Genomic DNA, 20766 nt, shown 5'->3' with positions numbered 1-20766 from the left:
CTCGTTCTCCCTCGTCGACCCACCGGTCCCCCGGCCGTCCGTCGCGACGTCCTCCCGGGACGTCGGGGTCACGCCCCCAGCAGGTCCTCCAGCAGCGGGCCCGACAGCCGGCGGAACGTGCGCCTCGGGCGGGTCCGGTCCAGCACCGCGACCTCGAGCTGGGATGCGGGGATCTCGCGCTGCGTGCCGCCGTCGTCGGCCGGGCTGCCAAGCGCGCGCACCGCGAGCCCGAGCACGGCCGGCAGGGTCATCCCCGCAGTCCAGCCCGCGCTCACCACGCCGTCGAGCCGCTCCGCCTGGCCACCCATGACGACCCAGCCGTGCTCGTCGGTCACCGAGCCGTCGTACGCGAGCCGGTAGATCTGGTCGCCCTCGGGTGCGTGCCCGACCTCGGCGACGACGATCTCGACCTCGAGCGGCTTGGACTCCGTGGTGAACACCGTGCCGAGCGTCTGGGCGTAGGCGTTGGCCAGGCCGCGGGCGGTGACGTCGACGCGGTCGTAGGAGTAGCCCCGCAGGTCGGCGTAGCGGACACCGGCGACCCGCAGGTTCTCGAACTCGTTGTACTTGCCGACGGCCGCGAACGCGATCCGGTCGTAGATCTCCGAGACCTTGTGCAGCGCGCGGGAGGCGTTCTCGGTGGCGAAAGCGATGCCGTCGTCGTACTGCAGCACCACGACCGACCGGCCCCGGGCGATCCCCTTGCGGGCGTAGTCCGCCCGGTCCTTCATCAGCTGCTCGGGCGAGACGTAGAACGGCATGCTCATCGGGCACCTCCGCGGTCGGCGTGCGTCGCGCGACGCACCTCGTCGGAGGCCGCGGCCACTGCGGCGAGCTCGTCGTCGGGCACCCGGAGGTAGCCGGCCTCGGTCACCGTCGCGACGACGGGCCAGATGCGCCGGGTGCTGTCGGGACCACCGGTCGCCGAGTCGTCGTCGGCGGCGTCGACGAGTGCCTCGACGGCCACCCGCACCGCGTCGGCCGCGCCCAGCCCGGGGCGCCACAGCTTCTTCAGCGAGCCCCGGGCGAACACCGAGCCCGAGCCGACCGCGTGGTGGTCGTGCTCCTCGTAGCGTCCGCCGGTGATGTCGTAGGAGAAGATCCGCCCGATGCGCCGGTCGAGGTCGAAGCCGCCGAACAGCGGCACGACCGCGAGGCCCTGCATCGCGAGCCCGAGGTTGCCGCGGATCATCGTCGCGAGCCGGTTGGCCTTGCCGTCGAGCGACAGCAGGCTGCCCTCGATCTTCTCGTAGTGCTCGAGCTCGAGCTGGAACAGCCGCACCAGCTCGACGGCGAGCCCGGCCGTGCCGGCGATCCCGACCGCGGAGTACTCGTCGGCCGGGAAGACCTTCTCGATCTCGCGGCTCGCGATCATCGAGCCCATGGTCGCGCGGCGGTCCCCCGCCATGACGATCCCGCCGTCGAACGCGAGCGAGACGATCGTGGTGCCGTGGGGCGCCACGACGTCGCCGATCGGCAGCGGGCGGTTGCCCGGCAGGAGCGACGGCGCGTGGGAGGCGAGGAAGTCGACGAAGGACGACGAGCCGGGCGTGGTGAACGCCAGCGGGAGCCGCCCGGAAGCGGTCGGATCAGCGTGCGTCATCGGCGCTCACTGACCGCCCTTCTGGACGAAGCCGCGCACGAACTGCTCGGCGTTGGACTCCAGCACGTCGTCGATCTCGTCGAGGAGCGCGTCGACCTCGGCGTCGCGAGCCTGTGCCGCCGGCGCGACCGGAGCAGCGGCGTCGTCCCCGGGCTCCTCGTCGTCCCGACGCGAGTGCACACGTTCCTGACCAGCCATCACGACCTCCTGATGTCGCCCACGGACCTGCAGGTCACCACCCTAGGCCCATCTGGTGGCAGTCCCACGTCAGGTGCCCGCGAGGCGGACAGCCGGTCCTCAGGCGCCGAGCGCCTCGAGCAGCGTCGCCGCGTCCGGGCTCGCCTCCAGCAGCGCCCCGACGTGCGCGTGCGTCCCGCGCAGGGGGTCGCGCATGGGGACGCGCTGCAACGTCGCGGCACCCGGGACGTCGAAGACCACCGAGTCCCACGACGCCGCCGAGATCTCGGACCCGTACCGCGCGACCGCCTCGCCGCGGAAGTAGGCACGCGTGTCGCGCGGCGGGTGCACGACGGCCTCGGCGACCTCCTCGGGCGTGACGAGCAGCTCGACCGCGCCGGCGGCGACCAGCCGGTGGTAGAGGCCGCGCTCGGGACGCAGGTCCGACCACTGCAGGTCGACGGCCGCGAGGCGCGGGTGGTCCCACGCGAGGTGGTCGCGCCGCCGCATGCCCTCCAGGAGGCGCAGCTTCGCCAGCCACTCGACCTCGCGCGCACACGACGCGGGGTCGACCGCGAGCCGGTCCAGCAGCGACTCCCAGCGGTCGAGCACGTCGGACGTCTGCTCGTCGAGCGCGCCGCCGACGTGCGTGAGCGCGGACCGCACCGCGTCCAGGTACGCGTGCTGGATCTCGAGCGCGGTCATGAACCGGCCGTCGGCCAGCTCGAGCCGGGTCGTGAGCGTGAGGTCGTGGCTGACCTGCCGCGTGGCCTGCACCGGGTCACGCAGCGTGAGCCGGTCGATCGCGCCGAGCGCGCCGCCCGCTCCCCCCTCGGCGACCGCGCGCTCGATGAGCCAGAGCACGAGGGACGCGGTCCCGAGCCGCAGGTACGTGGCGACCTCGAGCATCGTGGCGTCGCCGACGATCACGTGCAGCCGGCGCCAGCGTGTGGGGTCGGCATGCGGCTCGTCGCGCGTGTTGACCAGCGGCCGGCGCAGGGTCGTCTCGAGGCCGATCTCCGCCTCGACGTAGTCGGCCCGCTGCGAGAGCTGGAAGCCGGCGTGCTCGCCCCGCTGCCCGATCCCGACCCTGCCCGCACCCGTGAACACCTGGCGGGTGACGAAGAACGGGATGATCCGCGCCGCGAGGTCGCCGAACGGCACGGCACGGTCGACGAGGTAGTTCTCGTGCGTCCCGTAGGTCGCGCCCTTGCCGTCGACGTTGTTCTTGTAGAGCGTCACGTCCGGCAGGGCGGGGTTCGACATCAGCGTCCGCACGGACGCGAGCATGACCTGCTCCCCCGCCCGGTCCCAGCGCACCGCGTCGAGCGGGTTGGTGACCTCCGGCGAGGAGTACTCGGGGTGCGCGTGGTCGACGTACAGCCGCGCGCCGTTCGTGAGGATGACGTTCGCGGCGCCCGGGTCCTCGTACTCCTCGACGGCGGGGCGCTCGAGCTCCTGCGGGCCGTCGCCGGACGGCGCCGGGCGCGCCGGGTCGTCGGTCAGCAGGGACGGGTGGGCCGACGCGCGCTGCAGGTGGAATCCGCGCGCGTCGTGCAGCGGGTCCTCGTCGTCGTAGTCCCAGCGCGCCTTCGCGCGCGCACCCTCGCGCGCAGCGGCGTGCACGGCGACCACGTGGCTCGACAGCAGCATCGGGTTCGCCATGGGCCGCCCGGGCTGGAGGATGCCGTACTCGGTCTCGATCCCCATCACGCGGCGCACGGTCACGCCCACACCCTAGGCCGCGCCGTGGAAGCGATGAGCGGGCGTCCCGTGCTCGGGACGCCCGCTCGTCGCAAACAGACCTAGAGGTACTGGCCCGTGCTCGTCACGTTCTCGATCGTGCGCGAGCCCTCCGTGCCCTTCTTGCCCTGGACGATCGTGCGGATGAACACGATGCGCTCCCCCTTCTTGCCGGAGATGCGCGCCCAGTCGTCGGGGTTGGTGGTGTTGGGCAGGTCCTCGTTCTCCTTGAACTCGTCCACGCACGCCGTCAGCAGGTGGTCGACGCGGATGCCGCGCTGGCCGGTGGCGAGCAGGTCCTTGATCGCGGACTTCTTGGCCCGGTCGACGACGTTCTGGATCATCGCGCCCGAGTTGAAGTCCTTGAAGTACAGGACCTCCTTGTCGCCGCTCGCGTAGGTCACCTCGAGGAAGCGGTTCTCCTCGCTCTCGGTGTACATCCGCTCGACCACCCGCGTGACCATCGCCTCGACGGCCGCGACCGCCGAGCCGCCGTTCTCCGCGATGTCGTCGCCGTGGATCGGCAGGTCGGGCGTGAGGTACTTGCCGAAGATCTCGCGCGCGCCCTCGGCGTCCGGCCGCTCGATCTTGATCTTCACGTCCAGGCGGCCGGGCCGCAGGATGGCCGGGTCGATCATGTCCTCGCGGTTCGAGGCGCCGATCACGATGACGTTCTCGAGCCGCTCGACGCCGTCGATCTCGGCGAGCAGCTGCGGCACGATGGTCGTCTCGACGTCGCTGGAGACACCGGTCCCGCGCGTGCGGAACAGCGACTCCATCTCGTCGAAGAACACGACGACCGGGTGCCCCTGCGACGCCTTCTCGCGGGCACGGGCGAAGATCAGGCGGATGTGCCGCTCGGTCTCGCCGACGTACTTGTTGAGCAGCTCGGGACCCTTGACGTTGAGGAAGAAGCTGCGCACGTCGGCCGCGTCGTCGCCACGGGCCGCGGCCGCGGTGGCCGCGAGCGAGTGCGCGACGGCCTTGGCGATGAGCGTCTTGCCGCACCCCGGCGGGCCGTACAGCAGCACGCCCTTCGGCGGCTTGAGCCCGTGCTCGCGGAACAGCTCCGGGTGCAGGAACGGCAGCTCGACGGCGTCGCGGATCGCCTCGATCTGCGGGCCGAGCCCACCGATGTCCTCGTACTGGATGTCCGGCACCTCTTCGAGCACGAGGTCCTCGACCTCGGCGCGCGGGATGACCTCGAACACGAAGCCGCTGCGCGAGTCGATGGTCAGCGCGTCGCCGACGCGCACGCCACGGTCGTGGACCTGACCGGCGAAGCGCACGACGCGCTCCTCGTCCCCGCGCCCGACGACGAGCGCGCGGTCCTCGTCGAGCATCTCCTTGACCGTGACGATCTCGCCGACCTTCTCGTACCCGCCGGCCTCGACGACCGTGAGGGCCTCGTTGAGCATGACCTCCTGGCCCGGGCGGAGCCGCGCGACGTCGAGCGTCGGGCTCGCGCCGACGTGCATCTTGCGACCCGCGGAGACGATGTCGACCGAGCCGTCCTCGCGCGACGTGAGGAACGTGGCGTAGGTCCCCGGGGGCTTGGCCAGGTCGTCGACCTGCCGCTTGAGCTCGACGATCTGCTCGCGCGCAGCCAGCAGCGCGTCGCTGAGCCGTTCGTTCTTGGCAGCAAGCACCGCGAGCTCGCGGTGCAGCTCTCGGCCGGGCGTGGATTCGGTCATGGAAGGCCTCCGTCCCGTTGCAGGTCTTGCACCCTAACCATGCAAGTCAAACATGGGACCTGTGCCGCACGCGTTTGTGTCCGGACCGTGACGTCAGAGCTCGGGGCGCGCCTCGATGTCGCGCCGGACCTTGCGGATCTTCTTGTCGGAGACCTCGCGCTCGCCGAGGGCCTCGGGCGTCCACAGCTCGGCGTCGTCCACGGGCGCTCCGTCGGGAGCCACGGGGTACGCGCCCTTGGCGGGCCGACGACGACGCAGCGGGGCGTCGACCCCGTCGGCCAGTCGGCGCGTGGTCAGCAGGAAGCCCGTGTGGCCGATCATCCGGTGCTCGGGCCGCACGGCAAGGCCCTCGAGGTGCCAGCCGCGCACCATCGACTCCCACGCCTGCGGCTCGGTGTAGCGGCCGTCTGCGCGCACGTCCTCCGCCAGCCGGGACAGCTGGGTGGTGGTCGCGACGTAGCAGACCAGCACGCCGCCGGGCGCGAGCGCACCGGCCACGACGTCGACGTTCTCCCACGGCGCGAGCATGTCCAGCACCACGCGGTCCACCGTGCCGGGCTCGGCCACGGTCGGCAGCACGTCGGCCAGGTCGCCGATCGACAGCTCCCACGCCGGGTGCGGGCCGCCGAAGAAGTCCTCGACGTTGCCGCGCGCGATCGCCGCGAAGTCCTCGCGCCGCTCGATGGAGTGCACCGACCCACCGTCGCCGACGGCCCGCAGGAGCGACATCGTCAGCGCGCCGGACCCGACGCCTGCCTCGATGACGCGCGCGCCGGGGTAGATGTCGGCCATCGTGACGATCTGGCCGGCGTCCTTGGGGTAGACCACCGCGGCGCCGCGCGGCATGGACAGCACGTAGTCAGCGAGCAGCGGGCGCAGCGCCAGGTACTCGATGCCGCCGGAGTTGCGCACCACCGTGCCCTCGGGCTGCCCGATGAGGTAGTCGTGGCGGAAGTAGCCGCGGTGGGTGTGGAAGGACTCGCCCTCGGCCAGCGTGATGGTGTTCAGCCGGCCGCGGGGGTCAGTCAGCTGCACGCGGTCACCCACGCGGAGGAGCCCGCGGCGTCGGGTGGCCCCCGTCGGTCCCGTGGGTCCGGCGGGCGTGGGCGTCTCGTCGTGGGTCACGGGCGACGAGTCTAGGCGCCGGCCAGGTGGGCCGGTGCCCTCGGACCGCGGTGAGGTCAGGCGCGGATGGCGGCGACGACGTCCGCCGCCCGGATGAGGCCGACGACGCGTCCGTCGACCATCGCCGCGACGACCGGCGACGTGCGGGTCGCCTCGCTCAGGGCCGCGATCAGCGGGCCGCCGGCCAGCGAGCCGTCGACGACCGCTCCGAACGGCAGCGTGACGGCGACCGACGTCACCGGCGTCGTGCCCGCGACCTCGGCGGGCACGGCCGCGGCAGCGGCTCGGTCGACGTACGCCGCGGGACGCCCGTCGGGCGACAGCAGCACGACCTCGTGCGCGCCGACCGCAGCGGCCGTCGCGCCCGCGTGCGCGACGGAGTCCGTGTAGGGCACGCCGACGGCCGGGCTCGCGACGGCCTGGACCGTCAGGCCGTGCACGGCGCGTTGCGTGCGCCCGCTGCGCACCGAGGCGGTCGCGCCGGCCCAGAGGAACGCGGCGATGAACACGGTCCACACGACGTTGACCAGGTCCGGCTGCACGCCCTGCACGAGCGGCCACACCAGCGCCCACGCGAACAGCAGGACCGCGACCACGCGCCCGCTCCACCCGGCGGCGACGGTGCCCGTGTGCCGGTTCTTCGTGACGGCCCACACCGCCGCCTCGAGCACGCGGCCGCCGTCCAGGGGCAGGCCGGGGATGAGGTTGAACACCGCGACGAAGCCGTTGGAGATGGCGCCCGAGTAGAGCAGCAGGCCGCCGATCGACCACTCGTCGACGCCTCGCGCCGCGACGAGGAAGCCTGCGGCGAGGACGAGGTTGGCCAGCGGTCCCACGGCCGCGACGAGCGCGCTGGTGGCGGGGGTCGGCGCCGCACCGCCGAACGAGGTGTGCCCGCCCCACAGGGTCAGGACGAACTCGTGCGGCTGCTGGCCCCGTGCGCGAGCCACCAGGCCGTGGGCGAGCTCGTGCACGAGCACCGACCCGAACAGCAGGACGACGAACGCCAGCGCGACCAGGTACACCGCGGGACCGGACTCGCCCGACCGCGCGCGCACGCTCGGGGCGAACACGAGCGTCAGGACGAGGGCCGCGACCAGCCAGCTCGGCGCCAGGATGATCGGAGCGCCGACGACGTGGCCGACCACCCAGCCCCTCGTGCGGGGCGGCGAGGGTCGGGGGGTGCTCATCGGCCCAGCGTAGGTGGCCGTGTGGGTGGGTCCGCCTACTGTTCGTCGTGTGAGCCAGCAGCAGGAGGAGATCCCCGTCGCCGAGACCGCCGTCGACGACGTCGTGGAGGAGGCCGTCGACGACGCGATCGCGGACGCGACCGTGGATGCGACCGTGGATGCGGAGGCGACCCCGGTCCGTCCGCCGTCGAAGCCGGGCCTCTCGCCGTCCCGCGCGAACGACTTCCTGCAGTGCCCGCAGATGTTCCGCTTCCGCGTCATCGACCGGCTGCCCGAGCCGCCGAGCCCCGCCGCCGCTCGCGGGACCCTGGTCCACTCGGTGCTGGAGCGGCTGTTCGACCTCCCCGCCCCGGAGCGCACGCTCGAGGCCGCGCACGGCCTGGTCCCGTCCCAGTGGGACGAGCTGCGCGAGCACTCGCCGCAGGTCACCGAGATGTTCCCGGACGCGGAGTCGCTGGCCGAGTGGCTCACGAGCGCCGAGAGCCTGCTGGGCACCTATTTCACGCTCGAGGACCCGACTCGGCTCGAGCCCCGCGAGCGTGAGCTGGCGGTCTCGACCGAGCTCGAGGACGGCCCCCAGCTGCGCGGGATCGTCGACCGCGTCGACGTGGCACCGAACGGCTGGGTGCGGGTGGTCGACTACAAGACGGGGCGGTCGCCGCGCGCGGGCTTCGAGAGCTCCGCGCTGTTCCAGATGCGGTTCTACGCGTTCGTCATCTGGCGCACGCGCGGCGTCCTGCCTCGCCGGCTGCAGCTCGAGTACCTCGGCGACGGCGTCGTGGTGCAGCACGAGCCGACCGAGGCCGAGATGGTGACGTTCGAGGCACGCATCCGGTCGATCTGGGCCGGTATCCAGGACACTGCCCGCAGCGGCGAGTGGCGACCGCGCACGTCCAAGCTGTGCGACTGGTGCTCGTTCAAGGCGCTGTGCCCCGCGTTCGGCGGCACCCCGCCGGAGATCCCCGAGGGGGCCGTCGAACGCGCCACAGGCATCCAGGTGGCGCAGGTCGCCTGACGGGCGGCCTCAGGCGGAGGGGCGGCCGTCAGACGGACGTCGGCAGGGCGCCGGCGGCGATCAGGGCGAAGCGCTCGACGCTCAGCTCGGTCAGGTCCGCGACGCGCAGCAGGCCCGGCCGGGGTGCGACCGGCTGGAAGACCTCGACGCCGACGGTGCGCGCACCGGAGGCCAGGGCCGACGTGATGCCCGCGCGCGAGTCCTCGACCGCGACGCACTGCTCGATCGGCACACCGAGCTGCTCGGCCGCCGAGAGGTACGGCTCGGGGTCGGGCTTCGCGTGCGTGACCGTGTCCCCGCTGACGACCACGTCGAAGCAGCCGGCCACGGCCGCGAACGGCTCGGACAGCTCCCGGTAGGACGACGTCACGAGCGCCATCGGCACCCCCGCGGCGACGAGCGCGTCGAGCAGCTCGCGAGCGCCGGGCTGCCAGGGTGTGCTCGCCGCGACGCCGGCACGCACGCGGCTGTTGAGGAAGGCCACGATCTCGTCGAGCGGCAGGTCCACGCCGCGGTCGTGCAGCGTCTGGGCCGTGACCGCCATGGGGTTCCCGACCAGGCCGAGCCCGTCCTCGTGCGTCCACACGCCGCCGTGCGCGGCGACCAGCTCGGTCTCGCCCGCGATCCACAGGGGCTCGGTGTTGATCAGCGTGCCGTCCATGTCCCAGAGGACGGCGGCGGGGAGCGCAGGGTTCGTGGGAGGCACCGAGTCATCCTACGAGTCGGGCCGGACGGACAGGACGACGGGTGTCGTCGACCGTCGTCGGTCGGCGTCCCGGCCTAGGCTGGCCCGATGAGCGAGACCACCGGCGGTGAGCTGCCCGCGGACGAGACCGTGCTGCTCGCTGCCTTCGAGGGCTGGAACGACGCCGGCTCCGCAGCGACCCACGCCCTGGAGCACCTGCACGACGCCTGGGGCGCCGACCAGGTCGACGAGCTGGACCCCGAGGAGTACCACGACTTCCAGGTCAACCGACCGCAGGTCGGCCCCGGCCCGGACGGCACGCGCGGCATCACGTGGCCGACGACCGCCATCGCGGTGGCGACCACGCCGCGCGGTCGCACGGTGGTGCTCGTGCACGGGATCGAGCCGTCGATGCGCTGGCGGCACTACTGCGACGAGGTGCTCGGCATCGCGGCGAGCCTCGGCGTCCGGACGGTCGTCACGATCGGTGCGCTGCTCGCCGACGTCCCGCACACGCGGCCCATCCCGGTGACCTCGACGAGCGAGGACGCCGACCTGCGCGGCCTGCTCGGCCTCGAGCCGAACACGTACGAGGGCCCCACGGGCATCGTCGGCGTCCTGCAGCACGAGGCCGCGAACCGCGGGATGAACGCCCTGTCGCTGTGGGCGGCGGTGCCGCACTACGTGGCCCACCCGCCCTCGCCCAAGGCGACCCTCGCGGTGCTGCGCCGGCTCGAGGAGCTGCTCGGCGAGCCCGTGCCGTTCGGCGAGCTGCCCGACGAGGCGGCCGCGTGGCAGGCCGGCGTCGACGAGCTCGCGGGTGAGGACGGCGAGATCGGCGACTACGTGCGTCAGCTCGAGGAGGCCAAGGACACCGCGGACCTGCCGGAGGCCAGCGGCGAGGCGATCGCGCAGGAGTTCGAGCGGTACCTGCGTCGGCGCGACCCGGGAACGGGCGGCTGAGGGCTCAGATCCGGATGCCGAGGAGCGCGTCGATGAGGCGCGCCACGACGCCCGGTGCGCCCTCGACGGGCTCGGCCGTGCCCGCGAGGCTCTCGTCGGCCCACGCGTCCACCAGGGCGAGCGCCCGGGGCGTGTCGAGGTCGTCGGCGACCGCGGCGCGCACACCCGCGAGCAGCGCGGTCGCGTCGGGGCCGCCGTTGCCGGAGACGGCCGCCCGCCAGTGCTCGAGCCGTGCCTGCGCCGCCTCGAGCCCGGCCGAGGTCCAGTCCCAGTCGTCGCGGTAGCGGTGCGCGATGATCGCGAGCCGGATGGCCATCGCGTCGACGCCGGCCGCCAACAGCGCGGACACCAGCACCAGGTTGCCCTGCGACTTGCTCATCTTCTCGCCCTCGAGCCCGACCATGCCGGCGTGCAGGTGCACACGCGCGCCGTGCCCAGAGTCGAGCAGGCGCGCGTGCGAGGTGCTCATCTCGTGGTGCGGGAAGAGCAGGTCCGAGCCGCCGCCCTCGACGTCGAACGGCAGGCCGAGCGCGTCGCGCGCGATGACCGCGCACTCGATGTGCCAGCCGGGCCGCCCGCGGCCGAGCACGCCGCCGCCCCACGCCGGCTCCCCGACGCGCTCGCGCCGCCACAGCAGCGGGTCGAGCGGGTCGCGCTTGCCGGGACGGTCGGGGTCTCCCCCGCGCTCCGCCGACAGGGCGAGCATCGCCGCGGGGTCCAGGCCCGCGACCGCGCCGAACGCCGGGTCGGCCGACAGGTCGGCGTAGACGTCGCCGAGCTCCTCGCCCACCTCGTCGGGCGTCGTCACCCGGTACGCGGCACCGGAGGAGAGCAGCTTCTCGACGGCCTCGACCACCGCGGGGATCGACTCGACCACGCCGCTCCACGTGCCGGGCGGGATGACGCCGAGCGCGGTCATGTCCTGCGCGTACAGCGCGGTCTGGTCCGCGGCGAGGTCGCGCCAGTCGACGCCGGTGGCGGTCGCGCGCTCGAGCAGCGGGTCGTCGACGTCCGTGACGTTGGAGGCGTACCGGACCTCGTGGCCGGCGTCGCGCCAGGCGCGGCCCAGCACGTCGAACGCGACGTACGTGGCGGCGTGGCCCATGTGGGTGGCGTCGTAGGGCGTGATGCCGCAGACGTACAGGGTCGCGACGTCGCCCTGCGCCGCGACGACGAGCTCGCCCGACGACGAGTCCCGGACCAGGACAGGTCCACCCCGGCCGGGGAGCGACGGGACATGCGGCAGGGGCCAGGTGAGCACGCCGGAAGCCTAACCGCGGATGACCGGCGGCACGGCGCCCGGGGGTCCATGATTCAACCCGTGGGACGAGAGACGCAGCACAGCATGGTCGCCGGCGCCTGGACCGAGGGCGGGGACGGCGGCCCGACGTGGGTCGTCGTCGACCCCGACGACCTCGTCGACGCCGCGAAGCGCCACGGCATCAGCGAGCAGGCGCTCGTGCTGCTCGAGCACCACGTGCCCGGAGCGCACCCCGAGCGCGGGACCCGGCCGCTGCGCGGGCACGTCGACCGGTCCGCCGACGGCGAGCTGGTGCTGTCGGTGCCGACCCTGTCCTACGTCGAGGCGACGCGGGACGTGCACACGGGGTCGCTGACGGTCATCGTCGGGAAGGACGTCGTGGTCACGGCCGAGCTCGGGGAGTCGCAGATCCTGCCGCACGCGGTCGAGAAGCTCTGCAGTGGCGTCCCCGTGCCCGACGAGGGCGTCCACGAGGTGCTCGCCGCGATCATGCTCACGCTCGTGGCCAGGGCCGGCGACGTCGAGGCGTCCCTCGGCGACGCGGTCGCCGACACCGAGGCCGTGGTGTTCACGACCACGCGCACTCCCGGCGACCCGCTGCAGCGCATCTACGACCTCAAGCGCGAGATCGCCGAGGCCCGTCGCGCCCTGGGCCCCATCGCCTCGGTGGTGCCGATGCTCGCCGCGGAGACCGAGGACGCGCACCACCACCGGCACGACGCCCACCCGTGGCTGCGCCGCACGCAGGTGATCGCGGACCGGCTGGACCGGCACCTCGACACGCACGACGAGCTGCTCGACGCGATGCTCTCAGTGCACCTCAGCCAGGTCTCGGTCCGGCAGAACGAGGACATGCGCAAGATCTCCGCGTGGGCGGCCATCGCCGCGGTCCCGACGCTGATCGCGGGGATCTACGGCATGAACTTCCGCCACATGCCGGAGCTCGACTGGACCTACGGCTACCCGATGGTGGTGGCCGCGATGCTGGTGATCTGCGGCGGGCTGTACGCCCGGTTCCGCAAGTCGGGGTGGCTGTAGGGACTACGCCGTCGCGGAGTTCGCGTCGAGCACGCCCGTCAGGAGCAGGATCACGACGAGCGCCGCGAGGCCGAGCCGGTACCAGACGAACGGCTTGTAGCTGAAGGTCGAGACGATCTTCAGGAACACGATGATGACGAGGTAGCCGACCGCGAACGCGACGAGCGTCGCGATCAGGGTGGGGCCGAGGCTGGGCGTACCCGCCTTGCCGAACTCGTCGACGCTCTTGACGAGCTGGAAGAGCCCCGAGCCGAACACCGCGGGGATGGCGAGCAGGAACGAGTACCGCGCGGCCGCCTCCCGGGTGTAGCCCATGAGCAGCCCACCGGTGATCGTGCCGCCGGACCGGGACACCCCGGGCACGAGCGCGAGCGCCTGCCAGAACCCGAACTGCACGGCGTCACGCCCGGTCAGCTCGGTGAGCGCGCGCTTCTTGGCCCCGACGCGGTCCGCCCAGCCGAGCACCAGGCCGAACCCCGCCAGGGTCAGCGCGACGAGCCACAGGTTGCGGAACGTGCTCTCGATCTGGTCCTGGAACGCGAGCCCGAGCACGATGATCGGCAACGAGCCGAGCGCGATGAACCACGCCATCAGCGCGTCGTGGTCGGCCTTCTCGCCCCGCGGCATGCCCGCGCGCGCTCGCCAGTCCGTGCCGTACGCGCCGCGCAGCGCGTGCCACCACGCGCCGACGATCCGCACGATGTCGCGGCGGAAGTAGAGCAGCACCGCGGTCTCGGTGCCGAGCTGGGTGATCGCGGTGAAGGCGGCGCCCGGGTCGGACCCCATCAGGTCGCCCACGATGCGCAGGTGCGCGCTCGAGGAGACGGGGAGGAACTCGGTGAGTCCCTGCACCAGTCCGAGGAGGATCGCTTCGCCTGCACCCATGCCAGTCACGAGCCGCCACACTAGTCCGACGCGCGGCCGGGTCCGGGGAGGCGGGGCGTCGCCCGTCTAGGGTTGCCGATCATGGAACAGCGCCACCTCGGACGCACCGGCCTGCGCGTGTCGCGGCTGGGCCTGGGCACCATGACCTGGAGCCGGGACACCGACGAGCACGAGGCCACCGAGCAGCTGCGCGACTTCGTGGACGCGGGCGGCACGCTGGTCGACACCTCCGCGTCGTACGCCGACGGTGGCGCCGAGGAGCTGCTCGGCTCGCTGCTCGGCGACGTCGTCGAGCGCGACGAGCTCGTGCTGTGCACCAAGGCCGGCGTGCGTCGCACCGCCGACGGTGCGGTCGTCGACGGCTCGCGCGGCGCGCTGCTCGCGTCGCTCGACGCGTCGCTGCGCCGGCTCGGCACGGACCACGTGGACCTGTTCCTCGTGCAGACGCCCGACCCCCGCACACCGCTCGAGGAGACCGCCTCCGCGCTGCGCCTGGCGGTCAGCAGCGGCCGCGCCCGCTACGTCGGCCTGGCCAACCACGCAGGCTGGCAGGTGGCCCGGGCGGCGAGCCTGCTCGAGCACGACCCCGGCCTCGCGGCCGTGCAGGCCGAGTACTCGCTCCTGCAGCGCGGCATCGAGCGCGAGGCGCTGCCCGCCGCGCAGGCGCTGGGTGCGGGCGTGCTCGCATGGTCGCCGCTCGGTCGCGGCGTGCTCACCGGCAAGTACCGGCGGACCATCCCCGCCGACTCGCGCGCCGCGTCGCCCCACCTGGCCGGGTTCGTCGAGCCGTACCTCGCGCACGCCGGCGCCGCGGTGGTCGAGGCCGTCGCCACCGCCGCGGCAGGGCTCGACCGCGCGCCGCTCGAGGTGGCGCTCGCCTGGCTCGCCGACCGGCCGGGCATCGCCTCCGCGATCGTCGGGGCGCGCACCGCCGACCAGCTGCGAGGCTCGCTCGCGGCGCTCGACCTCGAGCTCCCCCGCGAGCTGCGGTCGGCGCTCGACGAGGTCAGCGCGCCCGAGCTCGGGTACCCCGAGCGCTTCTAGTCAGCTCAGGACGAGCGGGCCTCGCCCGCGAGGTCCTCGACGTCCGCGCCGTCCTCGAAGGGCTCGTCGCCGTCTGCGCCCCACTCGTCGTCGTCGTCCTCGTCGTCGTCCTCCTCGGCGAGGTAGAACGGCAGGGCCTCGCCGTGGGCCGTGCCGAGGGCCTCGTCGTACACCTCGAACGCGTCCGCGAGGACGTCGTAGGCGTCGTCGACCGCAGGGTCGTCGTCGCCCTGCTTGCCGGCGACGGCGTTGTAGTGGGCCTCGAGGGAAGCGATCAGGCGGTCCAGCGCGGCACGCGGGTCGACGGTCATGCCATGACGGTAGCGCCGCGCGAGGCACAATGGCACCGCGATAGGTCGAACGGCGCCGGCGACAGGACGGGGTGACGGATGGCAATCGGTCAGACAGGGACGAAGCGCAAGGACTGGGTGGCGGTCGGGGGGCAGTACGAGTACCGCGTGCTGACGATCCCGCGCTCGACCAGCAGGGGCGACGCCCGCCGGATGCTCACCGAGCAGGCGGAGTACGGACGCTGGGAGCTGGCCCGCTCGGTGATCTACGTCGGCGGTGAGCGGAAGGTCTGGCTCCGCCGCAAGATCCTGCGGGTGCGCAGCACGCTCGCGGAGACGACCTGACGCGTCAGCAGGTCCCGAGCAGGCGGTCCAGGACGCGTGTGCCGAACTTCAGGGCGTCGGTGGGCACGCGCTCGTCGACGCCGTGGAACATGCCCGAGAAGTCGAGGTCGGGCGTGAGCCGCAGCGGCGCGAAGCCGTAGCCCGTGATGCCCAGCCGGGACAGAGACTTGTTGTCGGTCCCGCCGGACAGCGTGTACGGCAGCACCGTCGCGCCCGGGTCCTCGGCGTGCAGGGCGTCGACCATCGCGTCGACGAGCGCGCCGGTCGTCGGCGCCTCGAGCGCGACGTCGTGGTGGATCCGCTCGATGCCCACGTGCGGCCCGGCGAGCTCGGCGATCGCGGCGACGAACTCGTCCTCGTGGCCGGGCAGGAACCGGCCGTCGATCGTGCCCTCGGCGTGGCCGGGGATGACGTTCGCCTTGTACCCCGCGCTGAGCTGGCTGGGGTTGGACGTGTGCCGCAGGGTCGCGCCGACGAAGCGGGACGCCGGGCCGAGCGCGGCGACGAGGGTGTCGACGCCCTCGGGGTCGTCCTCGTCGAACGGCAGGCCCGTGAGCTCCGCGACGCCCTCGAGCAGCGCGCGCACGGTCGGCGTGAGCAGCAACGGCCACGGGTGCCGCCCGATGCGCGCGACGGCCTCGGCCAGGTGCGTCACCGCGTTCTCGGGGTTGACCTGGCTGCCGTGGCCCGCACGGCCGCCCGCCGTGAGCCGCAGCCAGGACAGGCCCTTCTCGGCGGTCTGCAGCAGGTACGCGCGCCGGCCGTCGACCTCGACGGAGAAGCCGCCGACCTCGCTGATGGCCTCGCTCGCGCCCTCGAACAGCTCGGGACGGTTGTCCACCGCCCAGCGCGCCCCCCACGTGCCGCCGGCCTCCTCGTCGGCGAACATCGCGACGACGACGTCCCGCGCCGGGCGGCGTCCCTCACGCGCCATCTGCCGCACGACGGACAAGATCATCGCGTCCATGTCCTTCATGTCGACCGCGCCGCGGCCCCAGACCAGGCCGTCGCGCTCCTCGGCACCGAACGGGTCCACGCTCCAGTCGTCGGCCCGCGCGGGGACGACGTCGAGGTGGCCGTGCAGGACGAGCGCCGGGCGCGACGAGTCCTCGCCGGGCAGCCGCACGACGACGTTGGCGCGCCCCGGCGAGCTCTCGAACAGCTCGGGGTCGAGACCGACCTCGGTGAGGAGCCCCATGACGTGCTCGGCCGAGGCCCGCTCCCCCGGTCCCTCGTTGTCGCCGTAGTTCGAGGTGTCGAACCGGATGAGGTCGCGGCAGATGTCGACGACCTCGTCGGCGGCGGTCACGGAAGGCGTCTGAGCAGGCTCGGCAGGCATGGGTTCACGCTACCCGGCGCCGCGCGGGCGGCCGCGGTCACGCCGCGGCGGCCGTGAGCCCCCGGCGGGCGAGCAGCGGGCCGATCTCCGGGTCCCGCCCGCGCAGGTCGCGGAAGGCCGCCATCGGGTCGACCGACCCGCCACGCGAGAGCAGCTTGGCGCGGAACGCGTCGCCGTTCTCGCGGCGCAGGCCGCCGTTCTCCTCGAACCACGTCACGGTGTCCGCGTCGAGCACCTCGGACCAGATGTACGAGTAGTACCCGGCCGAGTAGCCGCCGCCGAACACGTGGTTGAAGTACGTGGAGCGGTAGCGCGGGGGCACGGGCGCGAAGGCCACGCCGGCTGCCTCGAGCGCGGCCGCCTCGAAGGGCTCGACGTGCTCGGGGTCGGTCGGGACGTCCTGCGGCGAGAGGCGGTACCAGGCCTGGTCGAGCAGCGCGGCCGAGAGGTACTCGGTCGTCGCGAAGCCCTCGCCGTCCTGGCGCGCCTCGAGCATGGTCGCGACCCACTCCGCGGGCATCGGGTTGCCGGTCTCGTGGTGCACGGCGAACGCGGCCAGGATGCTCGGGTCCCAGGCCCACATCTCGTTGACCTGGGAGGGGTACTCGACGAAGTCGCGGGGCACCTCGGTGCCGGACTGCGACGGGTAGCGCACGTCCGAGAACAGGCCGTGCAGGGCGTGCCCGAACTCGTGGAACATCGTGATCACCTCGTCCCACGCGAGCAGCGTGGGCTCGCCCGCGGGGGGCTTGGGGATGTTGAGGTTGTTCACGACGACGGGGCGCTCGTCGAGCAGCGTGGACTGGTCGACGAGGTTGTTCATCCACGCGCCACCGCGCTTCGACTCCCGCGTCCAGTAGTCGGCGAGGAACAGGCCGAGCCCGGTGCCGTCCGCGTCGAACACCTCGAACACGCGCACGTCGGGGTGGTAGCCGACCAGGTCGGCGCGCTCGGCGAAGGTCAGGCCGTACAGCTCGTTGGCGGCACGGAAGACGCCGTCGGCCATCACGCGCTCCAGCTCCAGGTACGGGCGCAGGAGGGAGTCGTCGAGCGAGCGCCGCTCGGCACGGACCCGCTCGGCGTAGTAGGCCCAGTCCCACGGCTCGAGCTCGGCGCCGGGGACGTCGCGCTCGAGGGCCTCGGCCAGGTCGCGCGCCTCGACGCGCGCGTTCTCGACGGCCGCAGGTGCCAGCCGCTCGAGGATCTCGGCGACCGCGTCGGCCGACTTCGCGGTCGCGTCCGAGGCGACGAACGCCGCGTGGTGCTCGAACCCGAGCAGCTGCGCACGCTCGGCGCGCAGGCGGGCGAGCGCCAGCAGCGTGGTCCGGGTGTCGTGCTCACCACCGATGCCGCGGCGCGCGGACGCCCGGAACACCCGCTGGCGCAGCGTCCGGTCGCGGGCCATGGACAGCGCGTTCTGCTGGGTCGGCAGCGCGAGCTCGACGAGCCACGCACCCTCGTGACCCCGGTCCGTCGCCGCCTGCGCGGCCGCCGCCCGGGCGTCGTCGGGGAAGCCGTCGAGCTGGTCCTCGTCGGTGACGAGCACAGCGGCGGCGTTCTGGGCCGCGAGGAGGTCGCGCCCGAACGTGGTCTCGAGCGAGGTGATCTCGGCGTTCAGGGCGCGCAGGCGGTCCTGCGACGGCTCGTCGAGGCCCACGCCCGAGCGGACGAATGCGGTGCGGGTCCGGTGCAGGAGCCACGCGGTGTCGGGCTCGAGGTCGGCGTGCGCCTCGTGCAGCGCCTCGACGCGCGCGAAGAGGCGCGCGTCGAGGTAGATCGCGTCCATGTGGGCGGCGAGCAGCGGCGCGATCTCCTGCTCGACGGCCTCGAGGCCGGGCGTGGAGTCGGAGCTCGACTGGTTGAAGAACGCGGTCAGCGACCGGTGCAGCAGGCGGCCCGCGCGCTCGAGCGCGACGAGCGTGTTCTCGACCGTGGCGGGCTCCGGGTCGGACGCGATGGCGTCCACCTGGGCCCGGTGCTCGGCCATCCCGGCCAGGATCGCGGGACGGTAGTGCTCCTCACGGATCCGACGGTAGTCGGGCAGTCCGTAGGGCAACGTGGAGGGGGTGGCGAACGGGTTCTCGGCGTCGAGCGCTGCAGTCATGCGCGCCATCATCACCCATCGGCCTGGGCTGCGCTGGTCAGGAGCCCTTCGCCAGCAGCGCGTCCTCCGCGGCGTAGTCGAAGAAGTCGCCGTCGCCCTCCATGCGGGCGAACCCGGGGAGCACCTCGCGCCAGTCCGCGTCGCCCGCGACGTCCACGAGCCACTCCACGGCGGCCGCGACGGTGTCGCCGTAGCCACCCGGCGCGACGTACCCCAGCTGCTCGTGGGCGCGCGCCATGTCGAGCACGAGCGGGGTCGGCACCGCCCAGGGCGTGCTCCCGACGCCCTCGCGGGGAGCGCCGGGCAGGCGCACGATGCGCGACGTCGTGCCCATCACGCCGTCGACGAGCGTCGCGATCTCGGCGACCGTCGGCGCCTCCGGGTCGACGGCGTTGAGGACCCGGTGCGCGGGCGAGGCCGCCGCGAGCCGGACGAGCTCGCCGAGCACCGCCGTGGCCGTGGTGTGGAACCGGCTCTCACCGTCGTAGGCCAGGACCCGCACGTCACGGCCGTCGAGCGCGCGCTTGACGAAGACCCACTCGCGGGGCTGGACGCAGCCCGGACCATGGATGGCGCCCGGCCGCAGGATCGTCGTCGGGACGCTCGAGGCAGCCCAGGCCCGCTCGAGCGCGACCTTGCCGGTCGCGTAGGAGTCGCGCCCCGGCCCGACCGTGGGCTGGTCCTCGCCGATCGGCACGGGGAAGGTCCCGAACGTCTCCGACTCGAAGCCGTCGCCCCGGTCGTCGAGGTACACGGCCGCGCTGGACACCACGACGGCCGAGCCGATCTCGGCGGCGCGCGCCAGCAGCGCGTCGGCGTCCCGGTCGTCGTACGCCACGACGTCGACCACGACGTCGACACCGCCGCGCAGCGCTCGTGCGAGCGCGTCCGCGTCGTGCCTGTCGCCGGCCACCGCCACCGCGCCCGCCGCCTGCACCGCGTCGACGGCCCGCGACCCGCGTGTCAGCACCCGCACGTCCCAGCCGTCCGCGACCAGGGCGGGGACCGCCGCCCGGCCGATCTGTCCGCTGCCACCGATCACGAGCGCCGTCGCCATGGTCTCGACCGTAGAGGTGCCCGCCTCCCGAGGCGAGCAGTTCTGCCCGGGGCAGACCTCAGGCCAGGACGGTCGCGGGGTCCGTGAACGGGTAGCCGTGCGCGCGGGCCACGGCCTCGTTGGTCAGCGCGCCCGCGTGGGTGGTCAGCCCGCCGGCGAGGGCGGGGTCGGCGGCGAGCGCCGCCTTCCAGCCGGTGTCCGCGAGCGCGGACAGGTACGGCAGCGTGACGTTGGTCAGGGCGTGGGTCGACGTCACGGGCACGGCGCCGGGCATGTTCGCGACGCAGTAGAACAGGGCGTCGTGCACGCGGAACGTCGGTTCGTCGTGCGTGGTCGGCCGGGTGGACTCGAAGCAGCCGCCCTGGTCGACGGCGACGTCGACGAGGACCGAGCCGGGCCGCATCCGGGCGACGAGCTCGTCCGTGACGAGCTTGGGTGCCTTGGCACCAGGCACCAGCACCGCACCGATCACCACGTCGGCGTCCGCGACCTCGCGCGCCAGCGTCCAGGCGTTCGAGGCGAGCGTGCGCACGCGGCCGCCGAACTCGGCGTCGACCTCGCGCAGCCGCGGCATCGACAGGTCGAGCATCGTCACGTCGGCCCGCATGCCGACCGCGATCTGCGCGGCGTGCCGGCCGACGACACCCGCGCCGAGGACCACGACGCGTGCCGCGTCGACACCCGGGACACCTCCGAGCAGCAGCCCCGACCCGCCCTCGTTGCGCATGAGGTGGTACGCCGCGACCTGCGTGGACAGCCGCCCGGCGACCTCGCTCATAGGGGCGAGGAGCGGCAGGGAGCCGTCGGCGGCCCGGACCGTCTCGTAGGCGATCCCGGTGGTCCCCGCGGCGAGCAGCGCGTCGGTCGTCGACCGGTCGGCTGCCAGGTGGAGATAGGTGAACAGGACCTGGCCCGCGCGGAGCAGGCCGTGCTCGGGCCCGACGGGTTCCTTCACCTTGCAGACGACGTCGGCGGCCCACGCCTCCTCGGCGGTGCCGACGATCCTCGCGCCTGCCGCCTCGTACTCGTCGTCGCGGATCGCGGACCCGAGGCCGGCACCCGCCTCGACGAGCACGTCGTGCCCCGCGAGCGCCAGGTGGTGCGCCCCGGCCGGCGTCAACGACACCCGGTACTCACGGTTCTTGGTCTCACGGGGGATGCCGATGCTCGTCATCGGTCCAGCATCGCTGCTCCCGCCCCCTCGCGCG

Annotated in this window: 20 protein-coding genes; 5 read left to right on the top strand and 15 right to left on the bottom strand. The window is 73.4% G+C overall.

Going from position 1 to position 20766, the window contains the following annotated elements:
* Window positions 1-68: 68 nt before the first annotated feature.
* The 7 genes from prcA to EDF34_RS00530 form a co-directional block, all read right to left on the bottom strand.
* On the bottom strand, window positions 69-767 hold the full coding sequence (prcA, locus tag EDF34_RS00560; RefSeq protein ID WP_123369452.1) for a proteasome subunit alpha: 699 nt from the start codon (window positions 765-767) through the stop codon (window positions 69-71).
* On the bottom strand, window positions 764-1603 hold the full coding sequence (prcB, locus tag EDF34_RS00555; protein ID WP_123369451.1) for a proteasome subunit beta: 840 nt from the start codon (window positions 1601-1603) through the stop codon (window positions 764-766). The genes prcA and prcB overlap by 4 nt, the downstream gene beginning before the upstream one ends.
* A gap of 6 nt (window positions 1604-1609) precedes the next feature.
* Entirely contained in the window at window positions 1610-1801 is a 192-nt protein-coding gene (locus EDF34_RS00550) for a ubiquitin-like protein Pup (protein ID WP_118768366.1), read from the bottom strand.
* 99 nt (window positions 1802-1900) lie between these two features.
* Complete coding sequence (dop, locus tag EDF34_RS00545) at window positions 1901-3508, bottom strand: depupylase/deamidase Dop (protein ID WP_123370584.1); 1608 nt, start codon at window positions 3506-3508, stop codon at window positions 1901-1903.
* 77 nt (window positions 3509-3585) lie between these two features.
* The gene (arc, locus tag EDF34_RS00540; protein ID WP_123369450.1) at window positions 3586-5217 is read right to left on the bottom strand and encodes a proteasome ATPase; all 1632 of its coding nucleotides are present in this window, start codon (window positions 5215-5217) and stop codon (window positions 3586-3588) included.
* A gap of 93 nt (window positions 5218-5310) precedes the next feature.
* Window positions 5311-6342 carry a tRNA (adenine-N1)-methyltransferase gene (locus tag EDF34_RS00535; protein ID WP_233575110.1) on the bottom strand — a complete coding sequence of 344 codons (1032 nt, stop codon included), beginning with the start codon at window positions 6340-6342 and terminating at the stop codon, window positions 5311-5313.
* Window positions 6343-6398: 56 nt separating this feature from the next.
* On the bottom strand, window positions 6399-7532 hold the full coding sequence (locus tag EDF34_RS00530; protein ID WP_123369449.1) for a site-2 protease family protein: 1134 nt from the start codon (window positions 7530-7532) through the stop codon (window positions 6399-6401).
* 49 nt (window positions 7533-7581) lie between these two features.
* On the opposite strand from EDF34_RS00530, the gene EDF34_RS00525 reads away from it, so the two are divergent.
* On the top strand, window positions 7582-8547 hold the full coding sequence (locus EDF34_RS00525; RefSeq protein WP_370450012.1) for a RecB family exonuclease: 966 nt from the start codon (window positions 7582-7584) through the stop codon (window positions 8545-8547).
* Between the two features lie 28 nt (window positions 8548-8575).
* Here the strand turns inward: EDF34_RS00525 and EDF34_RS00520 are convergent, their stop codons facing one another.
* On the bottom strand, window positions 8576-9253 hold the full coding sequence (locus EDF34_RS00520; RefSeq protein ID WP_233575109.1) for an HAD family phosphatase: 678 nt from the start codon (window positions 9251-9253) through the stop codon (window positions 8576-8578).
* A gap of 87 nt (window positions 9254-9340) precedes the next feature.
* Between EDF34_RS00520 and EDF34_RS00515 the strand changes: the two genes are divergently transcribed.
* Window positions 9341-10195, top strand: a complete 855-nt coding sequence (locus EDF34_RS00515) for a PAC2 family protein (protein ID WP_123369447.1) — start codon at window positions 9341-9343, stop codon at window positions 10193-10195.
* Window positions 10196-10199: 4 nt separating this feature from the next.
* Here EDF34_RS00515 and mshC read toward each other — a convergent pair whose 3' ends face one another.
* Window positions 10200-11456, bottom strand: coding sequence for a cysteine--1-D-myo-inosityl 2-amino-2-deoxy-alpha-D-glucopyranoside ligase (mshC, locus tag EDF34_RS00510; RefSeq protein WP_123369446.1), 1257 nt, complete (start codon window positions 11454-11456; stop codon window positions 10200-10202).
* Between the two features lie 60 nt (window positions 11457-11516).
* Here mshC and EDF34_RS00505 point away from each other — a divergent pair, with 60 nt between their 5' ends.
* On the top strand, window positions 11517-12494 hold the full coding sequence (locus EDF34_RS00505) for a magnesium and cobalt transport protein CorA (protein WP_233575108.1): 978 nt from the start codon (window positions 11517-11519) through the stop codon (window positions 12492-12494).
* Window positions 12495-12497: 3 nt separating this feature from the next.
* Here EDF34_RS00505 and EDF34_RS00500 read toward each other — a convergent pair whose 3' ends face one another.
* Window positions 12498-13379 carry an undecaprenyl-diphosphate phosphatase gene (locus tag EDF34_RS00500; protein WP_123369444.1) on the bottom strand — a complete coding sequence of 294 codons (882 nt, stop codon included), beginning with the start codon at window positions 13377-13379 and terminating at the stop codon, window positions 12498-12500.
* A gap of 81 nt (window positions 13380-13460) precedes the next feature.
* Between EDF34_RS00500 and EDF34_RS00495 the strand changes: the two genes are divergently transcribed.
* A complete protein-coding gene (locus EDF34_RS00495) occupies window positions 13461-14423 on the top strand; it encodes an aldo/keto reductase (RefSeq protein WP_123369443.1) in 963 nt (320 codons plus the stop codon).
* Between the two features lie 5 nt (window positions 14424-14428).
* Here EDF34_RS00495 and EDF34_RS00490 read toward each other — a convergent pair whose 3' ends face one another.
* Window positions 14429-14734 (bottom strand): primosomal protein, encoded by a 306-nt coding sequence (locus EDF34_RS00490; protein WP_123369442.1) that lies wholly within the window; start codon window positions 14732-14734, stop codon window positions 14429-14431.
* Window positions 14735-14812: 78 nt separating this feature from the next.
* On the opposite strand from EDF34_RS00490, the gene EDF34_RS00485 reads away from it, so the two are divergent.
* Window positions 14813-15058, top strand: a complete 246-nt coding sequence (locus tag EDF34_RS00485) for a DUF5703 family protein (RefSeq protein ID WP_123369441.1) — start codon at window positions 14813-14815, stop codon at window positions 15056-15058.
* Between the two features lie 4 nt (window positions 15059-15062).
* On the opposite strand, the gene EDF34_RS00480 is transcribed toward EDF34_RS00485, so the two are convergent.
* The 4 genes from EDF34_RS00480 to ald are packed head-to-tail and all read right to left on the bottom strand — an operon-like array spanning window position 15063 to window position 20732.
* Window positions 15063-16397: a M20/M25/M40 family metallo-hydrolase gene (locus EDF34_RS00480; RefSeq protein WP_123369440.1), complete on the bottom strand. Its 1335-nt coding sequence runs from the start codon at window positions 16395-16397 to the stop codon at window positions 15063-15065.
* Between the two features lie 37 nt (window positions 16398-16434).
* Complete coding sequence (locus EDF34_RS00475; protein ID WP_123370581.1) at window positions 16435-18510, bottom strand: M3 family metallopeptidase; 2076 nt, start codon at window positions 18508-18510, stop codon at window positions 16435-16437.
* Between the two features lie 28 nt (window positions 18511-18538).
* Window positions 18539-19558: an NAD(P)-dependent oxidoreductase gene (locus EDF34_RS00470; RefSeq protein ID WP_123369439.1), complete on the bottom strand. Its 1020-nt coding sequence runs from the start codon at window positions 19556-19558 to the stop codon at window positions 18539-18541.
* 58 nt (window positions 19559-19616) lie between these two features.
* Entirely contained in the window at window positions 19617-20732 is a 1116-nt protein-coding gene (gene ald / locus EDF34_RS00465; protein WP_123369438.1) for an alanine dehydrogenase, read from the bottom strand.
* Window positions 20733-20766: the final 34 nt, after the last annotated feature.

Origin of the sequence: Cellulomonas sp. PhB150, from assembly GCF_003755175.1 — a bacterium.
Lineage (GTDB): Bacteria > Actinomycetota > Actinomycetes > Actinomycetales > Cellulomonadaceae > Cellulomonas.
Note: the sequence above shows the minus strand (reverse complement) of the source record. Positions and strands in the feature narration are given on the sequence as shown.